20 protein-coding genes and 1 pseudogene are annotated in these 24,114 nt (G+C 67.5%); 3 read left to right on the top strand and 18 right to left on the bottom strand.

Annotated features, from left to right (window positions below; translation table 11 throughout):
- Nucleotides 1-52: 52 nt before the first annotated feature.
- The 16 genes from K2Z83_RS16695 to clpB form a co-directional block, all read right to left on the bottom strand.
- Nucleotides 53-1,885 carry a hypothetical protein gene (locus tag K2Z83_RS16695; protein ID WP_220596325.1) on the bottom strand — a complete coding sequence of 611 codons (1,833 nt, stop codon included), beginning with the start codon at nucleotides 1,883-1,885 and terminating at the stop codon, nucleotides 53-55.
- Nucleotides 1,886-2,258: 373 nt separating this feature from the next.
- Complete coding sequence (tatC, locus tag K2Z83_RS16690; protein WP_220596324.1) at nucleotides 2,259-3,014, bottom strand: twin-arginine translocase subunit TatC; 756 nt, start codon at nucleotides 3,012-3,014, stop codon at nucleotides 2,259-2,261.
- Between the two features lie 23 nt (nucleotides 3,015-3,037).
- Nucleotides 3,038-3,775, bottom strand: coding sequence for a twin-arginine translocase TatA/TatE family subunit (locus K2Z83_RS16685; protein WP_220596323.1), 738 nt, complete (start codon nucleotides 3,773-3,775; stop codon nucleotides 3,038-3,040).
- 395 nt (nucleotides 3,776-4,170) lie between these two features.
- Nucleotides 4,171-4,422, bottom strand: a complete 252-nt coding sequence (locus K2Z83_RS16680) for an acyl carrier protein (RefSeq protein ID WP_220596322.1) — start codon at nucleotides 4,420-4,422, stop codon at nucleotides 4,171-4,173.
- Between the two features lie 103 nt (nucleotides 4,423-4,525).
- Complete coding sequence (nusB, locus tag K2Z83_RS16675; protein ID WP_220596321.1) at nucleotides 4,526-4,978, bottom strand: transcription antitermination factor NusB; 453 nt, start codon at nucleotides 4,976-4,978, stop codon at nucleotides 4,526-4,528.
- Between the two features lie 75 nt (nucleotides 4,979-5,053).
- The gene (gene accC / locus K2Z83_RS16670) at nucleotides 5,054-6,424 is read right to left on the bottom strand and encodes an acetyl-CoA carboxylase biotin carboxylase subunit (protein ID WP_220596320.1); all 1,371 of its coding nucleotides are present in this window, start codon (nucleotides 6,422-6,424) and stop codon (nucleotides 5,054-5,056) included.
- A 118-nt stretch (nucleotides 6,425-6,542) separates the two neighbouring features.
- Entirely contained in the window at nucleotides 6,543-7,295 is a 753-nt protein-coding gene (fabG, locus tag K2Z83_RS16665; protein WP_220596319.1) for a 3-oxoacyl-[acyl-carrier-protein] reductase, read from the bottom strand.
- Nucleotides 7,296-7,370: 75 nt separating this feature from the next.
- Complete coding sequence (locus K2Z83_RS16660; protein WP_220596318.1) at nucleotides 7,371-8,285, bottom strand: restriction endonuclease; 915 nt, start codon at nucleotides 8,283-8,285, stop codon at nucleotides 7,371-7,373.
- A gap of 62 nt (nucleotides 8,286-8,347) precedes the next feature.
- Entirely contained in the window at nucleotides 8,348-8,809 is a 462-nt protein-coding gene (nrdR, locus tag K2Z83_RS16655; RefSeq protein WP_220596317.1) for a transcriptional regulator NrdR, read from the bottom strand.
- 136 nt (nucleotides 8,810-8,945) lie between these two features.
- On the bottom strand, nucleotides 8,946-11,369 hold the full coding sequence (locus tag K2Z83_RS16650) for a penicillin acylase family protein (protein WP_220596316.1): 2,424 nt from the start codon (nucleotides 11,367-11,369) through the stop codon (nucleotides 8,946-8,948).
- A 102-nt stretch (nucleotides 11,370-11,471) separates the two neighbouring features.
- Nucleotides 11,472-12,986 carry a Ppx/GppA phosphatase family protein gene (locus K2Z83_RS16645; protein WP_220596315.1) on the bottom strand — a complete coding sequence of 505 codons (1,515 nt, stop codon included), beginning with the start codon at nucleotides 12,984-12,986 and terminating at the stop codon, nucleotides 11,472-11,474.
- Nucleotides 12,987-13,052: 66 nt separating this feature from the next.
- A complete protein-coding gene (locus tag K2Z83_RS16640) occupies nucleotides 13,053-14,225 on the bottom strand; it encodes an aspartate aminotransferase family protein (RefSeq protein WP_220596314.1) in 1,173 nt (390 codons plus the stop codon).
- 205 nt (nucleotides 14,226-14,430) lie between these two features.
- A complete protein-coding gene (locus K2Z83_RS16635) occupies nucleotides 14,431-14,853 on the bottom strand; it encodes a hypothetical protein (RefSeq protein WP_220596313.1) in 423 nt (140 codons plus the stop codon).
- Between the two features lie 141 nt (nucleotides 14,854-14,994).
- On the bottom strand, nucleotides 14,995-16,140 hold the full coding sequence (locus K2Z83_RS16630; RefSeq protein ID WP_220596312.1) for a cellulase family glycosylhydrolase: 1,146 nt from the start codon (nucleotides 16,138-16,140) through the stop codon (nucleotides 14,995-14,997).
- A gap of 43 nt (nucleotides 16,141-16,183) precedes the next feature.
- The gene (locus tag K2Z83_RS16625; RefSeq protein ID WP_220596311.1) at nucleotides 16,184-16,600 is read right to left on the bottom strand and encodes a DUF4440 domain-containing protein; all 417 of its coding nucleotides are present in this window, start codon (nucleotides 16,598-16,600) and stop codon (nucleotides 16,184-16,186) included.
- Nucleotides 16,601-16,803: 203 nt separating this feature from the next.
- The gene (clpB, locus tag K2Z83_RS16620) at nucleotides 16,804-19,389 is read right to left on the bottom strand and encodes an ATP-dependent chaperone ClpB (protein WP_220596310.1); all 2,586 of its coding nucleotides are present in this window, start codon (nucleotides 19,387-19,389) and stop codon (nucleotides 16,804-16,806) included.
- 413 nt (nucleotides 19,390-19,802) lie between these two features.
- Here clpB and K2Z83_RS16615 point away from each other — a divergent pair, with 413 nt between their 5' ends.
- Together K2Z83_RS16615 and pyk are read left to right on the top strand one after the other, a co-directional pair.
- Nucleotides 19,803-20,453, top strand: a complete 651-nt coding sequence (locus K2Z83_RS16615; RefSeq protein WP_220596309.1) for a helix-hairpin-helix domain-containing protein — start codon at nucleotides 19,803-19,805, stop codon at nucleotides 20,451-20,453.
- 139 nt (nucleotides 20,454-20,592) lie between these two features.
- Nucleotides 20,593-22,017: a pyruvate kinase gene (gene pyk, locus K2Z83_RS16610; protein ID WP_220596378.1), complete on the top strand. Its 1,425-nt coding sequence runs from the start codon at nucleotides 20,593-20,595 to the stop codon at nucleotides 22,015-22,017.
- A gap of 171 nt (nucleotides 22,018-22,188) precedes the next feature.
- Here the strand turns inward: pyk and K2Z83_RS29115 are convergent.
- Nucleotides 22,189-22,602: pseudogene (locus tag K2Z83_RS29115) on the bottom strand (serine hydrolase); the annotation flags it as partial.
- 252 nt (nucleotides 22,603-22,854) lie between these two features.
- On the opposite strand from K2Z83_RS29115, the gene K2Z83_RS29110 reads away from it, so the two are divergent.
- Nucleotides 22,855-23,268 (top strand): hypothetical protein, encoded by a 414-nt coding sequence (locus tag K2Z83_RS29110; RefSeq protein ID WP_255604099.1) that lies wholly within the window; start codon nucleotides 22,855-22,857, stop codon nucleotides 23,266-23,268.
- Between the two features lie 392 nt (nucleotides 23,269-23,660).
- Here K2Z83_RS29110 and K2Z83_RS16600 read toward each other — a convergent pair whose 3' ends face one another.
- A complete protein-coding gene (locus K2Z83_RS16600; RefSeq protein ID WP_220596308.1) occupies nucleotides 23,661-23,984 on the bottom strand; it encodes an ATP-dependent Clp protease adaptor ClpS in 324 nt (107 codons plus the stop codon).
- Nucleotides 23,985-24,114 lie beyond the last annotated feature (130 nt).

Here is a 24,114-nt window from a genome sequence, read left to right as displayed (position 1 = left end):
TGTTGAATGTTGAATGCCGCTCAATTCAGCATTCAGCATTCAACATTCAACATTACTCAGTGTAGGGGTGGAACAGCCGGGAGAAGAGCGCCTCAAAGTTCGGCGAGTCGCTCGTGATCCGGTCATAGATCTGGACAATGCGGGAGGCCTGGTCGCGGCGACGCCAGAGGGCGTGGGCGAAGCGGTCATCGGCGATGACCCCGCGCTCCTTCATGAAGCTGTAGAACTGCTTAACCGAGGTGCAGATCTCACGCACCTGGCGCGGCGAGGTGTTCAGCACCCGGCGCGGGTAGTGGTAGAACAGGCACTCGTCGAGGGTGGCGTAGTCTCCGCTGGCGAGGGTGCGGTTGTAGTACGATGCCAGGAACTCGGCGTAGATCAGCACATTCCGCGAGCGGGCGCGCGCCGTGGAGCTGCTCTTCCCAAGCTCAGACAGGTAGTCGTGGAACTGGCCGATCAGGTCGCTGCTCTCAGCGTAGACGCTCGCCGACTCATCGTCGGCATCGAGCAGATCGTCGTCGATCTCGCCCCACTCATCATCATCGACATCCTCCTGCCAGATTGACGCGTCAAAGAGGCTCTCGGACACCGGGTCGAGGCCACTCGCATCCGCGTCGGCGCTCAGGTCGAGGATCGGGAAGAGGTGCGGCTTTTTGACAAGGAGCATGTTAAGGTGCTGAGCGATGATCACCTCAGCCTCCTCGGGGCGAGCCGCCTCGATCGAGTCGGCGACGCCGGGGGGAAGGGCCGACATCAGCTCATCGTGGGCCGCCTGGAGCCGCACAAAATCATCGTCCTCCAGGAGGAGGTCGTCCGACTCAAAGCCGCCGAGGCCAAGGTCATCATCCCCATCAAGGTCGTCGTAGCGATCCACCGAGCTGATCGAGCCGCCGCGGGCGTGCGCCTCATCGCCGTAGTAATCAAAGGTCGAGTAGGCCGCCGATGCCCGCTGGATCTGGCCGTTCCACAGGCCGGTGTCGGCGTCCTGCTCGCGCGAGCGGCGCAGGTCGCGCTGGAGCGCATCGATCTCAGAGAGCAGGGCCGTATCGGCGGCGAGCCGATCATCCTCGGGCACAGGCATCGGCTCAAAGACCTCGGCGGAGGCGAAGAGGCGCAGCGAGGGAAGATTCTGGCTCGTGAGAAAGATATCGTCCACCAGCTGGAGCCGGCCATCGCGGGTGACGAGGTGCTGCCAGGGGCTGCCGGGGTAGCCGGCGCGCCAGGGGGCGGCGGCGAAGATCGGCAGGACCACCTCATCGCAGGGGATGAGGGCCACCTGCGCGCGGCTCACCCGAGACACAATCGCATCGAGCAGCTCGGCGTCCTGGGCATCAATGGCCGCGCGCCGCACGTCGGCGGCGGGCTCGCGGATGATGCGCAGGGTCGGCACATCCGTCTCAACAACCGTCACCAGAATGCTATCGCCGGCCACAAAGCCGACGCGATCATACCAGGCGCTCAGGTTAAAGCCGGGGGAGGCGAGGGATGGCCCGCCGACATCGTCCAGGTCAAGATCCACAAAGGGCATCAGGGCGCCTGCCTCATCAGCCATACGCAGGACCGCGCTGCGCAGCCCGGCGAAGGGCTGGATGTGGGCGAGCGGCAGCATCCCGGCCTCGACATCGCGGGCGCGGGGGATGCAGCGGAAGCGAAGGCCCTGGAGGGCCACGTGCAGCGGCATCAGCGTGCCACGGCTCAGGCGCAGCCAGCCAAGGACAAGCCCATCCCAGCGCAGCCGCTCGCGGATCGTCGCGTAGGGGTTCTTCGCCGCGCTCGGGCGACGCGCAAGCACCTGGTCGAGCACCTGGCGCTCGTCAACCGGCCCATCATACTCACGGGCGAGCACGCGCAGAATACTCGCGATCGTCGGCTCTTGGTTCGACATGACACTACTCCCATACGGTGCCGGGCGCCCTGCGGCGCGCCGACATCCTACTGGGCGCTCAGGACACACGCCCTCTGGGCCGCCTGCGCAGAGACAGACCTAAGGATAGAGATAGGGGCAGATGGATCGCGCCGGTGGGATTACAGCCGAGGATACATCGGGCAGATGGGCCATCGCCAAAGTAATGGGCGAGCTTGATGGTGTAGGGCAGAAGCGAGACGACACACATCGCGGGACTCCGCGCCAGCTGATCACAATGCGTACAGGGTAGCATCCTGAGGGTGCAGTGTCAAGGTACCGAAGCGCGATGCGTGCGACAAGATCTTCCTGCAAGGCAGCCATGGCGGGCGGGTGAGCCTGCGTCAGCGCGGGCTCAGGCCCGATTGGGGACAAAGCGGGCCAGGATCACACCCAGCTCGTAGAGCAGGTACATCGGGATGGCGAGCAGCATCAGGTTGATCGGGTCCCCGGTGGGGGTGATGACCGCAGCCACGATCACCACGATCACGACCGCGAAGCGGCGAAACGAGCTCAGCTGCTTCGCCGTGACCACGCCGATGAAGGCGAGGACATAGATGATGATCGGCAGCTCGAAGACCACCCCGTTGATCAGCAGCAGGGTCGTGATCGTGCCGAGGAAGTCGGCGAGCGATGGCTGGGTCTGGATGAGCGCCGAGTCGGAGAACCCGATCAGGAAGCGGATGGCCGTGGGCACCGTGATGAACCAGCCGAAGGCCACCCCGCCCAGGAAGAACAGCGTCACGAAGGGCAGCGAGATATAGATCAGTCGGCGCTCTTTGTCGGTGAGGCCAGGCACGATGAAGGCAAGCAGCTGGTAGACGATCACCGGCATGCCCAGGATGAGCCCCACCGTGAGCGAGACCGTCATGTAGCTGGTGAACGACTCGGTGGTGCCGACCGACTGGATGGGGGCGTAGCTCTCGTTGACCGGGGCGAAGGTGGCGATAATCACATCGACGAGGTGCGGCGGCCCGAGGACGAGGAAGACGCCGACCCCGAGCCCGAGCAGCACGCCGATGGATGCTCTGATCAGCCGGCCGCGCAGCTCGACCAGGTGCTCGATCAGGCTCATCGCGACTTCTTCTTCGGGCTTCTGCTCCTGGGGCATCGCTGGTGTACTCCGCTGTGTCATCACGATGAGACGGCCTCCTGCTCGTGCGTCTGCGAGGGCGGCTGCCAGTCGGGGCCAAGCTGCCCGCGGGCCTGGAGCTCCGCCATCAGGGCCTGAAGGTCGGCGGCGATCTGCTGGATGCGCAGGGCGATCTGCTCGTCTGCGCCCGGCGACGCCTCTGCGGCGCGGTCAGGGGCCGGCTCGACGATGGGCTCGGCGGCCGGCCTGAGCGGCGCAAACACATCGGTCGGCTCGGCGGCGACGAGCTTGGTGGGCCGCGCGGCGGCCGGGACGGTCTGGCTGGCGGGGGTGGGGCTGAGCGTCGGCGTCGCGGCGGGGGCGGCGACCGTCTCCGCCGGCGCGACCTCGACCGGGCTCAGGGCGTCGGCGGGGCGGGGCGGGGCGATCGTCGGCTCGGCACCGTTTGCGGCGGCGGCCGGGGCGAGCCCGTTGACGCTGCCGCGCAGGTCGAGCATCGGCCTGAGCTCCTCCTTGATCGCCGTGATATCCTTCGAGACATCGAGCTGCTTGCGGGTGCGCACCAGCTCATCGCGCAGGCTAGCGATCTCGGCCTCGAACTCGCCGCGCACCTCGTTGAGCATCTGGAGCTCGGGCGAGTTCTGCTGCCAGGCGAGCACTCTGGCGACCTGCTTGCCGAGGAAGCGCCCGACCTCAGGCAGCCGCTCAGGGCCGAAGACCACCAGGGCCAGCCCGGCGATCATCATAAGCTCAGGGATGCCGACGTTAAAAATCTCCATAGTGTGTTCGCCCCGGCGGGCCATTGCAGATTGCAGATTGCAGATTGCAGATTGCAGATTGCAGGTATCTTACCATGATCCGCCGACGTTACGTGCCGGCCCCTGATGGGAGTCCAGGGCTGTTGCAACGTCGCTGGCAGCTGAAGCCGCGTCGCGGGGGCCTGCGGCCAACCGCCCACCTTCGTGGGCGGATCCGGCGTCGGCGCAGGCCGACGCCCGGCGCAGCGCGCCCTGCCGGCGCGACGTCAGTCGCCAGCCAGGGGGGCGCGCAGGACGTTGCAACAGCCCCTGATGAGAGTCAGCCAATCTGCAATCTGCAATCTGCAATCAAAAATAGAGAGCCCCCCTGCTCCCGTATGCGGGAGAGGGGGGCCTGATAGATCGCTACGGTGGTGCTACTCGCCCTCGGTCATGTGGGCGTCGAGGTAGCTGAGGGCATCGCCGACCGTGACGATCTTCTCGGCGTCGTCATCGGGGATCTCGATGCCGAACTCCTCCTCGAGGGCCATGATCAGCTCGACGAGGTCGAGCGAGTCAGCGTTCAGGTCGTCGGTGAAGTGGGCGGTGGGGACGACCTTCGTCTCGTCGGCGCCGAGCTGCTCGGCGACGATCTTGCGCAGGCGATCTTGGATCTCCTGAGAAGCCATGGACTATCTACCTTTCGTGTACTGAGTCTCTATGTTCGCTGCCGCGGCGGGCGGGCCGCCTCGAGCGGCAGAGCGGAACCAAGCATTGGGCGGTTGATCCCGCTCACGCATCGCCATCACTGGCGAGCAGGTCGTCGTTCCCCGGGTGGTAGCGGCTGACGGCGGTGCCGAGGACACCGTTCACAAAGCGGCTGGAGTTATCGCTGCCGAAGTGCTTGGCCAGCTCGACCGCCTCGTTGATCACGGCCTTCACCGGGGTCTGCTCATCCTCATCGATCAGCAGTTCAAACAGGGCAATCCGCAGGATCGCCTTATCGATGCCGGGCATCTGGGTGACCGGCCAGTTCGGCGCGGCCTCCTCGATAATACGATCAATGTAGGAGCGATGCTCCCATGTGCCAAAGACGATCCGGCTCAGGAATCGCTCGCCATCAGGCGGCAGCTCCTCATCGGCGAGGCTGCGCTCATAGACCACGTCGAGCGGGTGGTCGGTGGCGTCGATCTCAAAGAGAATCTGGAGCGCCGCGATGCGCACCCGGTGGCGGAGACTAGCCACGGCCAACCTCCAGGGCTGCGGTATGATTTGTTAAGCAGCGATTCAAGGCCTTACCTGGGTACAGCTTCCCGGAAGCTATCGTGTTGCAGCGCGCTCTTCTTTCCAGCGCTGCACGAGCTCGGCGACATAGCTTGTCGAGATATTCCCGGCGCGGAAGGCCGGGTCATCGATCAGGCGAAGCTGAAACGGGATCGTTGTCTTGACCCCGGTGATAATGCACTCATTCAGGGCGCGGCGCATCCGGTTCAGGGCGTCGTCGCGCGTGTCGCCGTAGGTGATAATCTTCGCGAGCAGCGAGTCGTAGTTCTGGGGCGGCGTGTAGCCGGCGTACAGGTGTGAGTCGACCCGCACCCCCGGCCCGCCGGGCGGCAGGAAGAACTCAATCTCGCCACCGGCCGGCAGAAAATCCCGCTCAGGATCTTCCGCATTAATACGACACTCAACGGCGTGCCGGGCTATTCTAATATCATTCTGCTGGAGCGTCAAGCGTTCGCCCGAGGCGATCAGCAGCTGCCAGCGCAGCAGATCGGTGTTGGTGACGAGCTCCGTCACCGGGTGCTCGACCTGGATGCGCGTGTTCATCTCGATGAAGTAGTAGTTCCCGTTGGGATCCATGAGAAACTCAAGGGTGCCGGCGTTGAGGTAGCCGATCGACTGGATGCCGCGCAGGGCATCGCCGCCCATGCGGGCGCGCAGCTCGGGGCCGACCACCGGCGAGGGTGCCTCCTCAAGGATCTTCTGGTGGCGGCGCTGGGCCGAGCAGTCGCGCTCGCCGAGGTGGATGGCGTGGCCATAGGCGTCGGCGAGCACCTGGATCTCGATGTGGCGCACCTTCGGCAGGTACTTCTCCAGAATGAGGTCGCCGCGGCCGAAGGCGGCCTCGGCCTCGGCGCGGGCGGTGGGGTAGGCCCGCAGCAGGTCGTTCTCATCCTGGGCGACGCGCATGCCGCGGCCGCCGCCGCCGGCGCTGGGCTTGAGCAGGACGGGGTAGCCGATCTGGCGGGCCAGGTCGATCGCCTCCTCGACGGAGCGCAGCTCGCCCTCGGATCCGGGGATGATCGGCACGCCGGCGGCGCGCATCGTCTGCCGGCCGATCGACTTATCGCCCATCAGGCGGATCGTCTCGGCGCCGGGGCCAATGAAGATGAGCTTACACTCGGCGCAGATCTCGGCGAAGTAGGGGTTCTCCGAGAGAAAGCCGTAGCCGGGGTGGATGCCGTCGCAGCCGGTGATCATGGCCGCGCTGATCAGGGCCGGCGGGTTGAGGTAGGAGCGGGCGGGCGCGGCCGGGCCGATGCAGACGGCCTCGTCGGCCAGCCGCACCGCCAGCGAGTCGCGGTCGGCCTCGCTGAACGCGGCGACGGTGCGGATCCCCAGCTCCTGGCAGGCCCGCACGATGCGGACGGCGATCTCGCCGCGGTTTGCGATGAGTACTTTGTTTAACATAACATATTCCGTGGTGCCACCATAGGGCCGAAGCATTTTCGGGATGGGCGCAAAGCGCCCATCCCGAAAATGCTTCGGCCCTACATCGGCGTGGGCATCGGCGTGGGCGTCAGCGTCATCACGACATCACCATGCCGCCATCGATCGTGAAGGTCTGCCCGGTGATATAGGCGGCGGCGTCGGAGGCGAGGAAGCAGGCGAGCGCGGCGACCTCATCGGGCCGGCCGAGCCGACCGAGCGGGATGGTCTCCAGGATCGCCTTGCGGGTCTCCTCGCCGAGCACGTCGGTCATCTCGGTCTCGATGAAGCCGGGCGCGATCGCGTTGACCGTGATGCTGCGCGGGGCCATCTCGCGGGCGGTGGACTTGGTGAAGCCGATGATGCCGGCCTTGGCGGCGGCGTAGTTGGCCTGGCCGGCGTTGCCGATCAGGCCGATCACCGAGCTGATGTTGATGATCCGCCCGCCGCGCTGCTTGCTCATCGGCCGAAAGACCGCCTTCGTGCAGAGGAAGACGCCGCGCAGGTTGGTGCTGATCACCTGGTCGAAGTCGTCCTCCTTCATGCGGAGCAGCAGGGTGTCGCGGGTGATCCCGGCGTTGTTCACCAGGACATCGACGCGGCCGTGGGCGTCGAGGGTGGCCTTGACGAGGCGCTCGACATCGGCGGCCTGGCTCACGTCGGCCTGGATGGCCTGGGCGATCCCGCCGGCCGCCGTGATCGCGGCCACCGTCTCCTCGGCGGCGGCGCTGTTACCGCGGTAGTTGATCACCGTGGCGGCGCCGGCGCCGGACAGGGCCATCGCGATTGCCCGGCCGATCCCGCGCCCGCCGCCGGTGACGAGGGCGACGCGGCCTGTGAGGTCAATCTTCATAAAGTACCCACGTGCATACCGTAGGGCCGAAGCATGTGCTCCAGTCGCTTTGCGACTGGAGCACATGCTTCGGCCCTACGCCTCGGCGATATCAAACAATGTCTGGCCGTCGATGGCGACCAGGCTGCGCTTATTCGCGGCCGCCTTGGCGGCCTCGGGGGCGAACTCCGTCGAGGTGATCACGATGCCCTTGCGGATCTCACGGCGGCGCATATCCTGGAGCAGGCTCTCGACCGTCCCGGCGCGCACCTTGTCGGCGACCGAGAGCCGCATCAGGTACAGATCACCGCCATACTCCATCTCCAGGTCGAGGTGCTTGTCCTTATCGATGAAGCGGTAGTCCTTGAGCGCGAAGCCCTTCTTCTTGTAGAGGGCCGAGATATAGGAGCCGAGCTGGGGCAGGGAGAGCCCGCGCAGATCCTCCAGGGTGCGGATGACGCCGGGGCGCTCCAGCTTCCCGCCGCGATCATCAACCTCTCGCTTCAGCTCACGGTTGCGCTGCTCGGTGCGCCCGGCCATCACCGTGCCGAAGGCCGGGAAGGGGATGAGCGCGAAGACTGAGAAGGTCAGGTAGACGAAGAGCAGGTCGCCGGCGCTGGCCGTCTGCGGGTCCTGCCCGGCCTGGAGGCTGAGCTGGGGCATGGGCAGCACGCCGGCGCTGCCGAGCAGCCCGTAGGCAAACACGATGATCAGGCCGAAGAAGAAGCCGGCGACGCCGAGGACGATGCCGTTGGCCAGGTAGTTGCCCTTGACCCGCCGGCCCAGGTAGAGCCCGGCCATCACCGGGACGACCCCGGCGAGCACCTGGAGGATGTTGTTGGCCAGGAACAGCCCGCACCATGCCACAGACATCACCAGGGCGATCAGCAGGGTCTCGCCCCACTGCACCTGCTGAAGCGCGGCGACGGCGCGCTGGACGATCGACGGGCGAGCATCGGCGGGGCTGGTGTCCTTATCTCCGCGCTGCTCGGGGGTGGTGTCCACACTCATTGCTACAAAGGCTCCATAAGGGCGTGAGGTGCCAGGCGTGAGACGCCAGGCAGCTCGCCGCGTTACTCGTCAGTACTATCGAGCAGCTCGTCCACGGCCTCGCGCAGCTTGCCGATATCGGCGAAGGAGCGGTAGACCGAGGCGAAGCGGATGTAGGCGACCTCGTCGAGCTCACGCAGGCGGCGCATCACCTCGTCGCCGATTGCGTTCGTGCTGATCTCCTGGTCGTCGGTGGCCATCATGGCCGCCTCGACATCGTTGACCAACTGCTCCATCTGCTGCACCGAGATCGGCCGCCGGTAGCAGGCCGTGCGCACGCCGCGCATGACCTTCTCGCGGTCGTACGGCTCGCGCTTGCCATCCTTCTTCACCACCGTCAGGCTGACGGACTCGACGCGCTCGTAGGTGGTGAACCGCCGCCCGCAGCTGCGGCACTTGCGCCGCCGCCGGATCAGCTCGCCGTCGTTGATCTTGCGCGAGTCGGAGACATCGGTTTCCTGATGCTGGCAGAAGGGGCAGCGCATAGGGTCCTATCGAGCGGCCGGCGGTGTGCTTCGGGGCATTATAACATAGGGGCTGGGGGCTGGGGGTTGGGAGTTGGGGGTTGGGAGTTGGGGGGTTGGGAGTTGAGGCCAACCTCCAACCTCCAACCCCCAACTCCTACGGAGCAAGTGTCAGTATCCCCGCGCCGGCGGCCTCCACGGCGGCCGGGCTGAAGCGCATGGGCAGGTACTCGACCTTCTGCCAGCGCGTGATGAAGTTGCTGTAATTGTTGCTCAGCGCCTGGCCCGACTGGCCGGTGGTGTGCATGAACCGCGATGCGTCCAGGTCGCCCAGGTTGATGATCTCGCGGTAGGAGGGCACGTGGTACTGCTTGTAGAGCTCGCTGCGCCGCACCGGGGCAACGTCGACGGTGAAGCCATCGCCGCCGTTGGGCACGCTACGGCTGAAGATCGGCTTGAGCGCGCCGACCTTGTCGAAGGGGTTGTGCGGGAACATCGTCAGGTGAACCTTGTCCCAGCGCCAGGTGGCGATATTCTCGCTGCCCTGGGCTGTGGCCATATCCTCCAGCCCGGCGGTGAGCGCCAGGCCCAGCGTGTCGGCGCAGCTCTCGGCGGCGGGCGTGTTCACATCGTCGCACCAGGGTGCGCCCTGGTCGGCCAGGGTCTGGGCGATGACCATGGCATGGTACCCCGTCTCGCCGGTGTAGTCGCTCTCGAACAGGTCGCGCAGCTCGTCGCCGAAGAGCTGCTGCGGGATGGCCTGGTAGTAGGCGTTATACACGGCGGCGGCGGCGCTGTCGCCGGCCATACTGCCGTCCCAGCCGCGCAGCATATCGAGGGCCTGCCGCTCGCGAGCGCCGGCCGGCACGGCCTCCAGCAGATAGGGCAGGATCTCGCGGGCCTGGAGCGAGACCACGTCGGCCTGCATGGCGGCGATGTCGTCAGGCGAGAGCTTCGGCTTTGACTGGATCAGCTCGACGATGCGGGCGGCCCGGTAGGGCGCGGCGAAGGCGGTGCCGATCAGGTAGGGGTAGCCCTCGGGCACGACCTTATTGTTGGCGGTGGCGATGAACCCGGCGGGCGGGTTGTAGCTGTGGGGCAGGCCGGCGAAGGGCGCGTAGCCCGTCCAGTCGTGCGAGCCGTCCCAGCCGGGGGCGATCCGGCTGCCATCGCCCTGGGCGCGCACGGGCAGGGCGCCGGGGGCATAGTAGCCGATGTTGCCGTCCACATCGGCGAAGACAAAGTTCTGCATCGGCGCGTGGTAATGGGTAAGAGCGGCGGTGAACTCATCCCAGCTGCCGGCGCGGTCGATGCCGAGAAAGGCCTCCATGGTGTTGTCCTCGGGGTCGAGGGCCGTCCAGCGGAAGGCCAGCGGGTCGCCGGTGCCCGCCGTGACATCGGAGATCAGCGGGCCGTGGCGGCTGACCCGCACATAGAGCGTCAGGTCGTCCTGGCCCTTCACCTTGATCGTCTCGGGGATGATCGTCAGCGGCTCCCACTGTCCCTGGTACTCCACCTCGTTGCGGGCGTTGACATGCTCAGCGTAGAGGTCCTGGACATCAGGGCCGGTGTTGGTGACGCCCCAGGCGATGCGGGCGTTGTGGCCGATCACGATCCCAGGCAGGCCGGGCAGGGTCGCGCCGATGGCATCGATCGCGCCGCCGGTGATCTGGGCCAGGTACCAGATCGAGGGGATCTGCGCGCCCAGGTGTGGGTCGTTGGCCAGCAGCGGCATGCCGGTGGTGGTGCGCGATCCGGCGATGACCCAGTTGTTCGAGCCGATCAGCTCGCCGCCGAGGCCAAGCGACTCCTGGATCTGGCGGTCGATGGCCAGAAGGCCGCTGGTGCCCGCGTAGAGACGCCCCGGTGGGGCGTCTGGACGCCCCACCGGGGCGTCTCTACGTGCGTCTCCGCCATCCGGCAGGATGATCGGGTCGCTGGGGCCGCTGCCGGGCATGAGCTGGGCGGCGGCCTCGGGGCCGAGCTGGGCCTCCAGGTGGGCGCGCAGCAGCTCGTCGGTCCAGTTGCCGCCGAGATCCCATGCCATCATCTTCTGCCAGGCGATCACGTCGGTGGCGCTCCATGGCTCGGGGCTGACGCCGAGGATCGCAAACTCGACGGGCAGCGCGTCGCGGTGGCCATCGACATAGGCATTGACCCCGGCCACATAGGCGTCCAGCAATGCGCGGGTGGCCGGGCTGAGGGCGGCGGCGGCGCTGGCGGCGGCGCGGCGCACGCCGAGCGTGCGCAGGAACCTGTCGGTGTCGAGGGTGGACTCGCCGAAGACCTCGGAGAGCCTACCGCCGCCGATCCGACGCTGGAACTCCATCTGCCAGAGCCGATCCTGGGCGTGGGCGTAGCCGAGCCCGAAGAGCGCATCGGCCTCGCTCTGGCCGCGGATGTGGGGCACGCCATCGCTATCGCGGGCGATCGTCACGGGGGCCGAGATGCCGGCGACCTGGACAGTGCCGCTGGTTACGGGCAGGCTGCGGCGCAGCCAGAGGTAGCCGCCGCCGGCGAGGGCGAGGGCGAGGATGGCGACGACGGCGAGAGTCTTCCCGGCGATGGAGAAAAGCTTCATTGCGGTAATCCTGTTGGGGCGCGGCAGGGCGGCGGAGGGGCACAGCGCGCTGCGCCCCTCCGCCGCCCTGCTGCGCCCTTACGTTGGTGATGCTGCCCTACATCATGATGGGGCGGCGACGATCTCGACGGGGCGGCCGAAGGCCTTCTTCATCAGGCCGGCGCGGCGGTTGGCGTCCCAGATCTCGACGGTCGGGTCGCCATCGGCGTGGACGACGATCTGGATGGAGGTCTCGGCGGCGCGCACCTCGACGGCGCGCACCACCTGGCTCTTGCTGCGCTCCAGGTACTCGGCCAGGCGCAGCAGCGCGCTCAGGCGTGCGATCCGCTGCTCGTCGTCGGGCTGGAGGATCAGCGCGTGCTCCGAGACATCAGCCATCCCCTTGCGGTGGTTGCGGGCCAGGCAGGCCAGGATGACAATCTCGCGGTGGGTGAAGCCGAGCAGGGCGGCGTTGAACACCAGGTATGCCGAGTGCTTGTGGTGATCGTAGTAGCCCACCTGCACGCCGATATCGTGGATGAGCGCGGCGTGGCCGAGCAGCTCGCGCTCCCAGGCGCCGTAGAGGTGGATGGGGGCGAGCTGGTCGAAGAGCGAGAGGCTGAGCTCGGCGACCTTGGCGCAGTGGGCCGGCTCGTAGCCGTGCAGGCGGGCCAGGTTCAGGATACTGAAGGCGCGCTGGTCCTCCATGATCGGCGGGTCGGCGGGCTGGAGGAAGTGCTGGTAGAAGAGCCCCTCGCGGACGCCCTGGCCGCTGACGGTCAGCTCGCTGAAGCCGCCCTGCTCCATCAGCTGGTCGATGATCACTGCCCCGGCCAGCGTCACATCGGCGCGGTCGGACTTGAGGCCAGGGATAGACTCGCGCTCGCGGCGGGTGCGCCCGGCCATCTGCTCGATCATCGCGGCCAGCGCCGCGCGCGAGAGCACATAGCCGTGGATGCGGTCGAGCGAGTAGCCGCGCTGCTTCTGGTCCATGCGGGCCAGGGTGCGCACCGTGCCGCCCATGCCGGCCAGCTGGAGACCGTCGCCGGCGCGCACCCAGTCGATGCCGGCGAAGGCCTGCTGCGCCCCCTCGCGCAGCCGGCGCATATCGCTCTTGCTGATCGGGTCGGACTTCACGAAGCGCTCGGTGAAGCGCAGCACGCCGGCCTGGGCCGAGAAGCTGCGCAGCAGCCGGCGGTCGCGCACGGCGGAGACCTGGGTCGACCCGCCGCCGGTGTCGAAGACGAACCCGTCGCGGATCGTCAGGGCATTGATCGTGCCGAGGTAGCCGAGGTAGGCCTCTTCCTCGGCGCTGATGATCTGGAGGTCCAGGCTGGTCTGTCGCTGCAGAGCCTGCCAGAACACATCCTGGTTCTGCGCCTCGCGGATGGCGCTCGTGCCCACGGCGATGATCTGCGTAACCCCGGTGTTCCTACAGAACCGCTCGAACATCGAGAGCGCCTCGACGGCGCGGTGGATGGGCTCGGCCCGCAGGGTGCGCGAGGCGCCGACTCCCTCGGCCAGGCGCACCGTCTCGCTGACCTCGTCCGTCAGGCGGAAGCAGCTGCCCGGCTCGTAGGCCATCACGATCAGACGGGTGGTGTTCGATCCGAGGTCGATGATGCCGATCTTTTGCATGGTGATGTGTACGTGTAGGGGCGCCGCAGCGAAGGCGCAGCGCGCTGCGCATCCGCTGCGGCGCCCCTACGCCGGGCGGCCCAACACGTCGCGAATGGTTGCGACCACCGTCTCCAGGTCCTCGTAGGAGATCACCAGGGGCGGCAGGAGGCGCAGGACGGTCGGCCCGGCGGGGAGGGCGAGCACGCCGCGCTCCATGAGGGCGGCGAGGTAGGGCTGGACACGGGTCTTCAGCTCCAGGCCGACCAGCAGGCCGAGGCCGCGCACCTCGCGCACGGCGGGCAGGTTGAGGGCGCGCAGGCGCTCGACGAGCCAGGCGCCCTTCTCGGCGGCCTGGCGCGGGATCTCGTCCTTGATGTAGGTCCTCAGCGCGGCGCGGGCGGCGGCGCAGAGCAGCGGGTTGCCGCCGAAGGTGCTGCCGTGGGCGCCGCCGGGCAGGGCACCGTGGCGGGCGTGGATGGCCACCGCGCCCATGGGCAGGCCGGCGGCGATGCTCTTGGCGAGGATGAGGATGTCGGGGGCGACGCCGCTGTGCTCGCAGCCGAAGAGCTTCCCGGTGCGGCCGAAGCCCGTCTGCACCTCATCGAGCAGCAGCAGCGCGCCGCGCTCGTCGCAGATCCGGCGGGCGGCCTCCAGGTAGCCGACCGGGGCCGGGCGCACGCCGCCCTCGCCCTGCACCGGCTCCAGCAGCACCGCCGCCGTGCCCGCGCCCACCGCCTCGGCCAGATCCTCCGCGTCGCCGTAGGGCACGTGGGCGAACTCGGGCACCAGGGGCAGGAAGGGCTCGCGGTACTTCGGCTCCCAGGTGGCGCTGAGCGCGCCCATGGTGCGGCCGTGGAAGCCGCGCTTGGTGGCGATGATCTGCTGGCGGCCGCTGAGCAGGCGGGCGAACTTGATGCCGGCCTCGACCGCCTCGGCCCCGCTGTTGCAGAGGAAGATCCGCGCCGGGAAGGGCAGCGCGGCGGCGAGCTCCTGGAGGTAGGCGGCCCGCTCATCGTTGTGGAAGATCTCGGGGCAGCTCATCAGCCGGGCGGCCTGGGACTGCACGGCGGCCACCACCGTCGGGTGGCTGTGGCCGAGGTTCGCCGCGCCCTGGCCGCCCACGCAGTCGATAAACATGCGCCCCTCGGCGTCGTAGAGCCGAGAGCCCTCGCCGCGCACGATGGCGACCTGGCGCTTCGGGTAGAGCCCCGAGGTACACTGCTGCTCCGCAGCGATGATTGTCTCGTTTGCATTCATAAGGCTGTGTCTTTGTGCGATGGCGGATGCGCCAAGTATACCACGGGGCGCACAAAACCCACTGGGGGCGCGCAGCTTTTGCTGCGCGCCCCCAGTGGTAAGGAGGGAGGAGATGCTCGCCACCGCTCGCCAAATGTTCCCCGCATCAGGCTTTCGATGACATCTGTAGGATAGCCTCGCTAGATAAACGGGCTGTGAGGGTCAGTTAAAGCTGTGATGAGAGCGCCGCAGCCTGACTCGGGGCGCCGGGGGTGAGGATGGCGCTCAGCACCGCCTGCATCTCCTCGGGGGAGGCCTTACGCCCCAAGGCGTGGGCGATATCGGGCGAGGCCGGCGCCGAGGCGTTGCCATCGTGGATGAGCAGCACCTGGATGCCGGCGACATGCTCACGGGCGCGCCGCGCCAGATCCGCGCCGCTGCCCTCGGCGTGGCGCATAAACATCGCCTCGGTGATCAGCAGGCACACCTGCCGCTCCGTCACATAGCGCAGGGCCTGGCTGGCCGAGAAGGTCAGCAGCAGGTCGTAGTCCCAGCCGACGATCGTGCGGATGCGCGCCTGCATATCAAACATCCATGCCGGGTCGGCCCCGGCGAGAACGATGGTCGGGTACTGTTGGCCGTCGCTCATTGGTTATGTCCCCTAGATCGGCGGGTAGCGGACTATAAGCATACGCCGAACATGGTGACGAGTCAACTAGTATCTATGCATAAAATGGCCAGCGGTGCTGGCCATTTTATGCATAGATACTGGCACGATCCGGGTCGGCACCTACGGGGCGGTGAACAGGTCGCCGATCAGCTCCTCGGGAGTGGGCTGGAAGGGCCAGAGGATCACGCCGGCGGCCCCGCGCTCGCGGGACGTCCGCAGGCCCAGGGCGAGGTCGTGGCGCAGCGCGGCCTCGTCGCGCAGGGCGCCCGGCCCCGTGGGGAACCCCAGCTCGCTGATCAGGACGGGCTTCGCCTGCGCCATCGTCGCCAGCTCATCGATCCCGCGCTGGAGGTCGGCGGGGAAGCCCTGGCCATAGTACCAGTGCTGGGCATAGCGCCCGGAGTCATAGGGGTCGTTATCGTAGTAGTGGAACGAGTAGAAGTCTACCATGCCGGCAAGGCGCTCGGCGGCCTCGGCGGGCCGGAAGTAGCTCTTGGCGAAGCCCATGCCGATCGTCGTCAGGTGGGTCGGGTCAATCGTCCGCAGGTGCCAGTGGATACGGGTCAGGAAGTCGGCCCGCTGGATCGCCAGCTCCTTGCAGGGCGGGAAGTCGCCGTTGTCCCAGTCCCAGCAGCGCTCATCCACCGGGCTGCCGATATCCGGCTCGTTGAAGAGATCCCAGGCGAGCACCCCCGTCCGGCTCGCCAGGTGCCAGGCCAGCGGGGTAATATGCAGGCGGATCGCCTGGCTCAGGCCATCCTCGGTGAAGCGGTCTTGGGGGTACTTGGCCATCAGCACCGGCAGCACGTAGATCCCCCGACGGTTCGCGCTGGCGATCAGCCTGTCCAGGTGCTCCAGGGGCGTGTTGATGTTATAGGCCGGGTCGGCTGCGCCCGCGCCGCCGAAGACATAGTAGTTCAGGAAGACCCGCACGGTGTTGACGCCGAGGGCCTGCATGCGATCCATATCGGCGTCGATGGCCGCCTGATCCCAGGGGCAGCGCCCATCGGCGCCGAAGTGGATGTCCGAGCAGATCGCGCTGCTCCCCGTGAGCCGGACATAGTTCGCGCCGCGGATCTCGAAGGGCTGATCGCCGGCCACGAGCCGGCCATCGGCGATCGTGATCGCGGGCAGGGGCGGCGCGTCGGGGGTGACAGTTATCACCTCCTTGGCGGCGGCGGGGATCACATTGATCGCGCAGAGCAGCGCCACGAGCGCGAGATAGAGGCGTGCGCCGCGGAATACGCGGAGGTGGGTAGTTGGCATATGGCGTGATGTTCTCTGCTTATGGGTGGGTGTGGCAGGTGGGCTAGCGCTGGCCAGAGAGCCAGGTCTCGTGGACGTGCGCCCAGGAGATGCCGTTGGGGGCGCCGGGGGTGGCGCGGAAGAGGGCGGTGCTGGCGCGGCCGCTGGTGCGCCCGCCCTCCGTCTGCCACTCCTCGTAGGTGACGAGAGTCAGGGCTCCGTCGCGGTAGCGCAGGGCCGGCCGCTCGATCCAGATCGTCAGGCCCGGCCGGCTGCCGTGGGCGGCGCGCAGAGTCGCCAGCAGCTCCTCCCGCGCGATCAGCCGGCCGTCCGGGCCGATGATCGCGAAGCCGGGGGCCATCGTGCCAGCACAGCGCGCGAAGGTGGCGTCGTCGTCGGGCAGCGCGCCGCCGAGCCAGGCCACGAAGAAGGCGTGCAGCTCGACGATCTCGGTTTGCCAGGCTGGGGTGGGCTCGCTCATGTGGTCACTTCGCCCTCAATAATGACATAGCCGCATCACTATACAAGGTTCATGCGCAATGTCAAGATGCGCCTTCACAATCACGGATCCGTATCACCCGCATATCACAATCCGTGCCAGCGAGGACAGCACGGGGGCCGGGTAGGGACGCAGCGCGCTGCGTCCCTACCCGGCCCCTACGCAGACGCAGCGCGCTGGCGTCCCTACGATGCCTTCTTGAACACGTAGCCGGACTTGTCCACATCGACCATGATGGTGTCGCCCATCACGAAGTCGCCCTGGAGCAGCCGCACGGCCAGGGGGTTCTGCAGGCGCTGCTGGATCACCCGCTTGAGCGGGCGCGCCCCGTAGACCGGGTCGTAGCCCTCCTCGGCCAGGCGCGCCCGGGCCTCGGGTGTCAGCTCCAGGCGGATCTTGCGCTCGGCCAGCAGCTTGTCCAGGTGGACGAGCTGGATGGTCACGATCTCGCCGATCTGCTCGCGCGAGAGCGGCCGGAACATGATCGTCTCGTCGATCCGGTTGAGGAACTCGGGCCGCAGCGAGTCGCGCAGCTCGCCCATCACTGCCCGCCGGATGTCGTCCTCGCTGTCGCCGTCCTGGGTCATCTCCTGGATCAGGTTGCTGGCGATGTTGCTGGTCATGATGACGACGACATTTTTGAAGTTGACCACCCGGCCCTGGCCGTCGGTCAGCCGGCCGTCGTCGAGCACCTGGAGCAGGACGTTGAACACGTCGGGGTGGGCCTTCTCGACCTCATCGAAGAGCACGACGCTGTAGGGCTTGCGGCGCACGGCCTCGGTGAGCTGGCCGCCCTCGTCGTAGCCCACGTAGCCGGGGGGCGCGCCGATCAGGCGGGCCACGGTGTGCTTCTCCATATACTCCGACATGTCGATGCGGATCATGGCCTGCTCATCGTCGAAGAGGAACTCGGCCAGGGCGCGGGCCAGCTCCGTCTTGCCGACGCCGGTGGGGCCGAGGAAGAGGAAGGAGCCCAGCGGGCGGTGCGGGTCCTGCAGGCCGGCCCGCGAGCGGCGCACGGCGTTGGCCACGGCGGCCACGGCCTCGTCCTGCCCAACCACGCGCATATGCAGGCGGTTCTCCATCTTGATCAGCTTCTCGACCTCACCCTCCAGCAGCTTGCTCACCGGCACGCCCGTCCAGCGGGCGATGATCTCGGCGATGTCCTGGGCGTTCACCTCCTGGCGCAGCAGGGTGTTGTTGCTGGCGGCGGCCTCGGCCATGCCCGCCTCGCGCTCCAGGCGGGCCAGGTCGTCGTACTGAAGCCGGGCGGCGCGGTTGTAGTCGTACTCGCGCTGGGCCTGCTCGATGGCGAAGCGGGTCTCGTTGATCTGCTCCTTGAGCTGCTTGATCTGGTCGAGCAGGGCGCTCTCGGTCTGGCGCTGGGCCTCCAGGGCGCTGCGCTGCTCGTGGAGGTTGGCCAGGTCCTGCTCCAGCTTCTCCAGGCGCTCCTTGCTGGCCGCGTCCTTCTCGCGCTTGAGCATCTCGCGCTCGGTCTCGCGCTGGACGATCAGCCGGTTCAGGTCGTCGATCACCTGGGGCGAGCTGGTGTTCTCCATGCGCCGGCGGGCCGCCGACTCGTCGATCAGGTCGATCGCCTTGTCGGGCAGGAAGCGGTCGGAGATGTAGCGGTCGGAGAGCGTGGCGGCGGCCACGATCGCGCTGTCGGTGATCGCCACGCCGTGGTGGGCCTCGTAGCGCTCCTTGAGCCCGCGCAGGATGGAGATCGTGTCCTCGACGCTGGGCGGGTCGACCGTCACCGGCTGGAAGCGCCGCTCCAGGGCGGCGTCCTTCTCGATATGCTTGCGGTACTCGTCCAGGGTCGTCGCGCCGACCAGGTGCAGCTCGCCGCGGGCCAGCATGGGCTTGAGCATATTGCCGGCGTCCATCGCGCCCTCGGCCGCGCCGGCCCCCACGACGGTGTGCAGCTCGTCGATAAAGAGGATGATATCGTCGTGGTCCTGGATCTCCTTGAGCACCGCCTTCAGGCGCTCCTCAAACTCGCCGCGGTACTTGGCCCCGGCGATCAGGGCGCCCAGGTCGAGCGAGATCACCTTATTGTGCTTGAGCGACTCGGGCACATCGCCGGAGACGACGCGCTGGGCCAGGCCCTCGACGATCGCCGTCTTGCCGACGCCGGGCTCGCCGATCAGCACCGGGTTATTCTTGGTGCGCCGCGAGAGGATCTGGATGACCCGGCGGATCTCCTCGTCGCGGCCGATCACCGGGTCGAGCTTACCGCGCTGAGCCAGCTCGGTCAGGTCGCGGCCATACTGCTCAAGGGCGGCGTAGGTGCCCTCGGGGTTGGGGCTGGTGACGCGCTGGGAGCCGCGCACAGCGCGCAGGGCATCGAGCAGGGTGGCGCGGGTCAGCCCGGCCTGCTTGAGGATGCGCTCGGCCCCGCCGCCGGCGTGGTCGAGGATGGCCAGGAGCAGGTGCTCGGTAGAGACATACTCGTCGCCAAACAGGCCGAGCTCATCGTGGGCGCGCAGGATCACCTGGCGCGAGCGCGAGCTCATCTGCACCTGCATATTGCCGCCGCTGGCCCGCGGCAGCTTGCCGACCTCGGCGCTGGCCTGCTGCTTGAGCGCGCCGACGGCGATATTCATCTTGGCTAAGACCTGGGGCACCACGCCGTCGCCCTGGTCAAGCAGGGCGTAGAGCAGGTGCTCGGGCTGGACATCGCTGTTGCCGGCGCGCTCGGCCGCGCTCTGGGCCGCCGCGATCGCCTCATATGACTTCTGAGTGAAACGGTTCGTGTTCATCGACATAGGAGCCTCCTTGTGATGTGCTAGGCTCATCGTAGCACAGGCACATCTGCGCGGCGCTAGCTGCCCGTTAGCGTAGTGATAGAATCTACGCCCCGCTGGGACGCCGCAAACGCGGGCGAGGTTGCGGGCGATGGTGGTTCGTGGTAATGATGAGGTGCGGGTGCGGCGTAACGTCCTTGCAGCGTATCACGGGGCGGGCGGCTGAAGCCGCGCCGTAGAGGCGCTGCGCGCCGGGCGTCGGCCTGCGCCGACGCCGGAACCGCCCGCCCCGGAGATGCTATAATCGACACGCCGCAATGCTGCGCCCTCTGACACAAAGAACATCGCTCGCCGCCCGAGCGTGAGACCATTTGCCGCCCCCGGACGGTACATGCAGTGATGTATGCCGTCTGACGCTCGAAAGGGGGCGCGTGATGCACGATGCGGAGATCTGGTGGCGGCGGCCGCGGCTGCTGGCGGCCCTGGCCTGTGTGGCGCTAGGGGTGGCGGTGATCATCGGCGGGCCGGCCCTGCGCGGGGCGCTGGCGCCGGCCGCGCCGCCGCCCGATGACCTGGGCATGTCGCTGTTCGACGAGCCGCTCGACGCGCCCGATCTCGCTGCTGAGATGCCCTCCCCCGCGCCGGCCGACCTGATCGTCTACGTAAGCGGGGCCGTGGACGCGCCCGACGTCTACCGGCTGCCGGAGGGGGCTCGGGTGATCGACGCAGTGCTGGCCGCCGGGGGGCTGCTGGCCGACGCGGCCGGCGAGGGGGTGAACCTGGCCGCGCCGCTCTCTGACGCCCAGCACATCCACATCCCGCGCCTGGGCGAGGGCGCGCCGGCGGCCTCCGATCTGGCCGCCTCGGACGCGCCAGCCTCAGCCGGCGGCCTGATCGACCTGAACCGAGCCAGCGCCGTCGACCTGGAGGAGCTGCCGGGGATCGGCCAGGCCATCGCCGGGCGGATCATCGCCTACCGCGAGACCCAGGGGCCATTTACGTCTGTCGATGACCTGAGGAACGTCACCGGGGTGGGCGACGCGCTGTTTAGCAAGATCAGCCCGCTGGTGACGGTGGGGCCGTAGGAGTTGCAGATTGTAGATTGCAGATTGTAGATTGGGACGTAATCTGCGCTCTGCGCGCTGCGCTCTACAATCTACAATCTACAATCTGCAATCTGCAATCTGCAATCTGCAATCTGCAATCTGCAATCCAGGAGAGAGTATGCGCCAGACCAAGATCGTCGCCACGCTGGGGCCGTCGACCAACACACCGGAGCGGATCGCCGGGCTGATCCAGGCCGGGATGAACGTCGCCCGCATGAACTTCTCGCACGGCACGCACGCCGAGCACGCCGCCCGCATTGCGATGGTGCGGCGGGCGGCGGCCGAGAGCGGCAGGCACGTCGCCATCCTGCAGGATCTCCAGGGGCCGAAGATCCGCACTGGCTCGCTGGAGGGCGGTCGGCCAGTAGATCTGGTGGCCGGCGCGCGCTTTGTGATCACAACCGAGCCGGTGATCGGCACGGCCGAGCGGGTGATGACGACCTACCAGTCGCTGCCACGCGACGTGCGCCCGCGCGACCGCATCCTGCTCTCGGACGGGCTGATCGAGCTGAGCGTGATCAGCCACAGCGACAGCGAGGTGGAGACGGAGGTGGTACACGGCGGGCGGCTGAAAGAGCACCAGGGGATCAACCTGCCCGGCGTGCGGGTGAGCGCGCCGGCCGCCACCGAGAAGGACCTGATCGACCTCCAGTTTGGCATGGAGCAGGATGTGGACTACGTAGCCCTGTCATTCGTGCGCCATGCCAGCGACATCGTGCAGGTCAAAGAGATCATCAAGCGGGCGGGAAAGACCACGCCGGTGGTGGCGAAGATCGAGCGGCCCGAGGCGCTGGATGTGCTGCCGGAGATCCTGGCCGTCACCGACGCGATCATGGTGGCCCGCGGCGACCTGGGCGTCGAGATGCCGCCCGAGCGGGTGCCGCTGGTGCAGAAGCAGATCATTGACGCGGCCAACCGCGCGCTGATCCCAGTGATCACCGCCACGCAGATGCTCGAGTCGATGATCCAGAACCCCCGGCCCACCCGCGCCGAGGCCAGCGACGTGGCGAACGCGATCATCGACGGCACCGACGCAGTGATGCTCAGCGGCGAGACGGCCGCCGGCAGCTACCCGATCGAGTCGGTGGAGATGATGGCGCTGATCGCCGACGCGATCGAGGTGAGCGGTCGCCACTCCGACCATAACGCCGCGCCGCGCTGGGCGCTGCCCGAGGTGCAGAGCACCCCGCGCGCCATCGCCGCCGCCGCCTGCACGATCGCCTCGACGCTCCCGGTGCGCGCGATCGCCGTGCTCACCCAGAGCGGCTCCAGCGCCCGCCTCGTCTCGCACTACCGCCCGAGCATCCCGATCATCGCCTGCTGCCCCACCGCCGAGAGCTGCCTGCGCACCAGCCTCTACTGGGGGGTGACGCCGCTGCACATCGAGACCCACGACCGGCTCGACGAGATCGAGAAGCGCATCCAGCGCACCCTGCGCGAGCGCGGCTTTGTGCAGCGCGGAGACCTGGTGGTGCTCACCGGCGGCCACCCGATCTACCGCTACGGGCCAACGAACTTCCTCAAGGTGATACAGATCGAGTAGGGGCGTGTGGATCGCGGAGGGCGCGAGCAAGCGAGCAGGCGAGCGGGTGCGCGGGTGTGACGGGTTATAGGCTGTGTAGGCGATCCGTGAGAAGGCCGCCACCGTCGGTGCCATCAGCTCGTCGGGCCACATCAGCACGCCGTTGGCGAGCTTCTTATAGACATAGACGGCCAGCACATAGTCGCCGCCGGGCGACCTGACGATCCCGGCGTCAGCCTGCATATCCTCGATCCAGCCGCTCTTATGCTGGGCCAGGGTGCCCTTGGGCAGCCCGGCCACCATGCGGGTCTTATCGCCGTTGGTGGCCAGGCGATCAAGCATCTCCTGGCAGCGCTTGGGGCTTAGCAGGTCGAACTTCTCCAGCAGCACGCCCCCGCCGCTGGCGCACGCGTCGATCTCCTTATAGACCTGGGCGATCGCGTAGGGCGTCGCCCGCAGGGCGCAGCCCGTCTCGGTGTAGGGCTTCGGGCCGACCGGGTCCTTGGGGCCGCACTTGTACGTGATCTTATTCTGCTTGATGAAGTCGCCCGACTCGTAGGGGATATAGAGGTAGAGGTTCTCCAGGCCGAGGTCGTCGGCGAGCATGGCGCTCATCTGCTCGGCCCCGGTGAAGGCCAGCTCGGTGCCGGTGCCGCCTGCGGCGGCGGCCATCAGGTGGTTGGCCGAGATATTATCGCTGTACTTGATCATCTCGCCGAGCCAGAACTCCTGCTTCTCGCTGAACTTCGGCAGGTGTACATAGGCGTTCAGCATGATCGCGACCTTGATCGTGCTGGCCCCCGCGAAGACCGATTTGTCGTTGAGTCGCACCACATCGCCGGACTCCAGGTCGTACAGGTGGAAGCCGACCACGCCGCCCCACGCGTCGGCCATCGACTCGACCTCGGCGAGCAGGCGATCCTCGCCCACCCTCGGCACCGTCGGGTTCTCGGTGAGGGTCAGGGCGATGGTGGCGGCGGGACGCGGCGCAGCGAGCGCGGCGCGGACCTGGGCGAGGGCGGCGTCGACATCGAGCACCATGCCGGGCGTGTAGGCGAAGCTGCGCGAGATCGTCTTGGTGTCGCTGATCACGCTGATCTCGGGCGGGATGGCTGCGCGCTCGGCGAGGATGGCGATCTGCGTGCGCAGAGTCTGCTCGTCGATGCCGCCGGCGGCCGGCACATCGGCCGGGCGACCGGCCCGCAGGTCGGCCGCTGCCGTGTCGAGCAGCGCATCCACCGGCGTGGCCATGCCGATCATCTCTGGGTCTAGTGAGAGGGATGCGTCGCCGGCCCGCAGCTCAACCGGCTGCGGCGGATCGGATAGCGCAGCGACCAGGCGGCTGCGGGCGTCGGCGAGGCTCAGGCCGCCGACATCAACCCCGGCCACCTGCGAGCCGGCGGCGAAGACGGGGATGGGCGTGGGGCTGGGCGGCGGCGTCGCCGTGGGGGCGGCTGTTGGTGCGGCGGTTGGGGTGGGTGCGACGGTGGCGTGGGGGACAGCCGCCACCGCTGGGCCGCAGGCGGACAGCATCAGCAGCGCAGACAGCAGCAGTACGGCAATACGGGGCCGGGTGTGCATCTCTACTCCGTAACAAGACAAATGACCAGCGACGGGTGACGGCATCACTCCGTCATTGGTCGCTGGTCATTCGTCGCGCGCTATTATTCATCGGGCTCAAGGTAGAACGTGAGCGGGTAGCCCTCCTCACGGGCGACCGTATGGGCGCTGTAGACTCGCTCCTGCGCCTCTTCAAACGGCATCGTTGTGACGAGGGCGCGGCCCTCATTATGGGCGGTGATCATAACCTGCATCGCGTCCTCTAGGCTTAGGCCAAAGAACAGGCGCAGCACCATGACCACAAAGTCCATCGGGGTCACATCGTCATTCTCAATAATCACCCGATAGAGCTTCTCAAGATCCTCGCGGCTCGCGACAATAAAGGTCACATCGGGTATCACGCGAGTATCGGGATCCTGGGTCGTCATCTCACCACCTACAACGATGCTGCATATGTGGAGCCAACAGGTAGTATAGCATATCTCGGACCCGCAGGGCGGGGGGCTGTGTATTGGGGGGTGTGACGGAACGTCTTGCATGCGGGCTGGCGGCTGAAGC

Source organism: Oscillochloris sp. ZM17-4 (genome assembly GCF_019599295.1).
Lineage (GTDB): Bacteria > Chloroflexota > Chloroflexia > Chloroflexales > Chloroflexaceae > Oscillochloris.
This window is presented reverse-complemented; position numbering and strand designations above follow the sequence as displayed.